The sequence below is a fragment of the Streptomyces sp. genome, assembly GCF_036566765.1.
GTDB lineage: Bacteria > Actinomycetota > Actinomycetes > Streptomycetales > Streptomycetaceae > Streptomyces.
On record NZ_DATCVQ010000599.1, the window covers coordinates 1 to 3,433 of the forward strand.

A 3,433-nucleotide genomic window follows, 5' to 3' on the forward strand; every position below is an offset into this window, starting at 1 on the left:
GGCGGCCACTACGAGGTGATCGACCCGGCTTCCGAGGAGGTCGTCGGCCTCGCGCCCGAGGCCTCGCGCGCCCAGGTGTACGAGGCGGCCGAGGCGGCTCGCGCGGCCTTCGACGCCTGGTCCCGTACGACGCCGCAGGAGCGGGCGGCGATCCTGGACCGGGCGGCCGACGTCATGGCCCGGGACGCCGAGGCGAACACGGTCCTCGCGCAGGCCGAGACCGGCGCGACGACCGGGACCGCGCGCGGCATGCAGGTCGCCGTCGGCGTCTCCCGCTTCCGGCGGTACGCGCGCGGCGCCCTGGAGCCGGTCGAGCAGGCGCTGCCGCCGCAGATCAACGAGGCCGGCCCGATGGGGAAGGCCGGGGTCTTCGGCGCGGTCGCGGTGCGCCGCCCGGTCGGCGTGGTCACCTGCATCACCTCGTACAACAACCCCTGGGCCAACCCGGCGGGCAAGGTCGCCCCGGCCCTCGCCATGGGCAACACCGTGCTGGTGAAACCCGCCCCGCAGGACCCGCTGTCGGTGTACGCGATGGCCCGGGCCCTGGAGGAGGCGGGCGCCCCGCCCGGGGTGGTCAACGTGGTCACCGGCTCGGCCCCGGACGTCGGCGCCGCCGCCGTGGACGCCCCGGACGTCGACATGGTCTCCTTCACCGGCTCGACCGCCGTCGGGCAGGCGATCGGCGAGGTGTGCGGCCGGTCCATGAAGCGGCAGCTGATGGAGCTGGGCGGCAAGGGCGCGGCGCTGGTGTTCGACGACGCCGACCTGGACTCCGCGGTCATGGGCATCGGCACGACCTTCGCCTTCTACAGCGGCCAGATCTGCACCGCCCCGACCCGGGTGCTCGCCCAGCGCGGGATCTACGAGCAGCTGATCGAGAAGCTCACCCGCTATCTGGCCTTCATGAAGGTCGGCGACCCGCGTGAGCGGGGCACGGTGGTCGGCCCGGTGATCTCGGCCGCGCACCGCGACCGGGTGGAGTCGTACGTGGAGCTGGGCCGGAAGGAAGGCGCGCGGGTCGTGGCGGGCGGCGAGCGGCCGGCCATGGAGAAGGGCTTCTACGTGGCGCCCGCGCTGCTGGCGGACTGCACGAACGACATGCGAGTGGTCCGGGAGGAGATCTTCGGCCCGGTGGTGGTCGTCGTGCCGTTCGACGACGAGGAGGAGGGCGTCGCACTCGCGAACGACAGCGACTACGGACTCCTCGACTACGTGTGGTCCGGGGACGTAGCCCGCGCATTCCGCATCGCGGCCCGGCTGCGGGCGGGCGGGGTCGGGATCAACACGGTCGGCCGGAACATGGAGGCGCCGTTCGGCGGCTTCAAGAAGAGCGGTGTGGGGCGGGACGTCGGCTCGTACGCGCTGCACGCGTACAGCGAGACGCAGGCGGTGGTCTGGCCGGGCTGAGCAACTCCGGAAAGTTCCACGGGAAAATTTAGAACCGGACATTTGGGGCAGGGCTGCGGTTCCCGCATATCGGACGTGATCGTGACCACCGGTTCATCGGCCGGGTGTCGTGAATGGTCGATCTTTCAATCATCGGGTGTCTCGGCATCCTGGCCTGGCAATGCAAGGCGGGAGATCGGCGAGGTGTTCGGATTGCGATCTTCCGGATGTGGAAACCGCAGCACTTAACGTCCTGTTCATGACTCAGGTGGAAGCGCGGCCCCAGGCCGGAGACACGGTAAGAGGCGTCGCCGCCTCGGGCGACGAGCAGGGCGTACGCGGCAAGGGCCTCGGCGGGAACTCCGTCGGACTGATGGGCAGCGCCGTCATCGGCATCTCGACGGTCGCCCCCGTCTACTGTCTGACCTCCACGCTCGGCTCCACGGCCGGCGAGGTCGGGCTCCAGATGCCCGCGGTGTTCCTGGCGGGCTTCCTCCCGATGCTCCTCGTCGCATTCGCGTACCGGGAGCTCAACAAGGTCATGCCGGACTGCGGCACCTCCTTCACGTGGACCGTGAAGGCCTTCGGCCCCCGGCTCGGCTGGATGTGCGGCTGGGGCCTCGTGATCGCGACGATCATCGTGCTGTCGAACCTGGCCGGCGTCGCGACCTCCTACTTCTGGCTGCTCGCCGGCGAGATCAGCGGCAGTCCGTCGATCGCGGCCCTGGACGACAACAAGGCCGTCCACATCCTCACGTGTCTGGCGCTCATCGCCGTCGCCACCGCGATCAGCTACCGCGGCATGACCGCGACGAAGGGCGTGCAGTACGCGCTCGTCGGCCTCCAGCTGGTCGTCCTGGCGGTCTTCGTCGGGATGGCGCTGTCGAAGGCCGGTTCGTTCGAGACGTCGATCGACTTCTCCTGGTCCTGGATGAACCCGTTCGCGGTGCAGTCCTTCGCGGCCTTCACGGCCGGTCTGTCCCTGTCGATCTTCATGTACTGGGGCTGGGACGCCTGCATGGCGACCAACGAGGAGACCACGGGCAGCGCGAAGACGCCCGGCCGCGCGGCGCTCATCGCGATGGTGGTCCTGGTCGGCTCGTACCTCGCCACCGGCATCGCCGCGCAGATGGCGGTCGGCTCGGGCGACAAGGGCCTGGGCCTCGCCAACCCGGAGACCTCCGACAACGTCTTCGCCGCCCTGGCCGGCCCCGTCATGGGCCCCGCCCTCGGCATCCTGCTCTTCGTCGCGGTCCTCGCCTCGGCGGCGGCCAGCCTCCAGACGACCTTCATCCCAGTGGCCCGCACAGTGCTGGCGATGTCGACGTACGAGGCCCTGCCGCACTCCTTCACCAAGGTCCACCCGCGCTTCAAGACGCCGGGCAAGGCCACGGTGGTGGCGGGCGTCGCCACGGGCGTGTTCTACACGGTGATGACGCTGGTCAGCGAGAACGTCCTGGTCGACACGATCTACGCGCTCGGCCTGATGATCTGCTTCTACTACGCGCTGACCGCGTTCGCCTGCGCCTGGTACTTCCGCCGCGAGCTCTTCCGCTCCGGCCGCGACTTCGCCTACAAGGGCCTGCTCCCGGTCCTCGGCGGCCTGATGCTCACGGCCGTCTTCGGCAAGACCCTCTACGACATGTGGGACCCGGCCTACGGCTCCGGCTCGGCGGTCTTCGGCGTCGGCTCGGTCTTCGTGATCGGCGTGGGCCTGCTGCTCCTGGGCGTGGTCATCATGCTGGTCATGCAGCGCCGCAGCCCGGCCTTCTTCCGCGGCGACATCCTCACCAAGGAGACCCCGTCCCTGGTCGTCGCCGACTGACCGCGGGCGGCCCGGGCGGCCGTCCGTGCCCTTGAGTCATGAACGCCGAGGTGGCGGGACCGGAAGACGGTCCCGCCACCTCGGCGCTTTCCCTGCGCCGCGGCGCGTACGGGCGCTCCGGCGCGGCCGCCGCACAGCGGGTTACGAGCGGTGCCCGGGCCGCATCCCGTTCGAAGCCTCGTCCGTGAGCGGAGCGCAACCACCCCCTTACAGCGGGGAAAT

Annotated in this window: 2 protein-coding genes; both read left to right on the forward strand. The window is 70.5% G+C overall.

The window, feature by feature from the left end; genetic code table 11:
• Positions 1 to 1,407: aldehyde dehydrogenase family protein (locus tag VIU94_RS34645; protein ID WP_331917779.1), on the forward strand; the 1,407-nt coding region annotated here is incomplete at its 5' end.
• Positions 1,408 to 1,645: 238 nt separating this feature from the next.
• The gene (locus VIU94_RS34650; RefSeq protein ID WP_331917781.1) at positions 1,646 to 3,211 is read left to right on the forward strand and encodes an APC family permease; all 1,566 of its coding nucleotides are present in this window, start codon (positions 1,646 to 1,648) and stop codon (positions 3,209 to 3,211) included.
• The last annotated feature ends 222 nt before the right edge of the window (positions 3,212 to 3,433 follow it).

Excerpts from the sequence above, each read along its gene's own strand:
- VIU94_RS34650 (WP_331917781.1), top strand. The coding sequence starts at position 1,646 with ATGACTCAGGTGGAAGCGCGGCCCCAGGCCGGAGACACGGTAAGAGGC.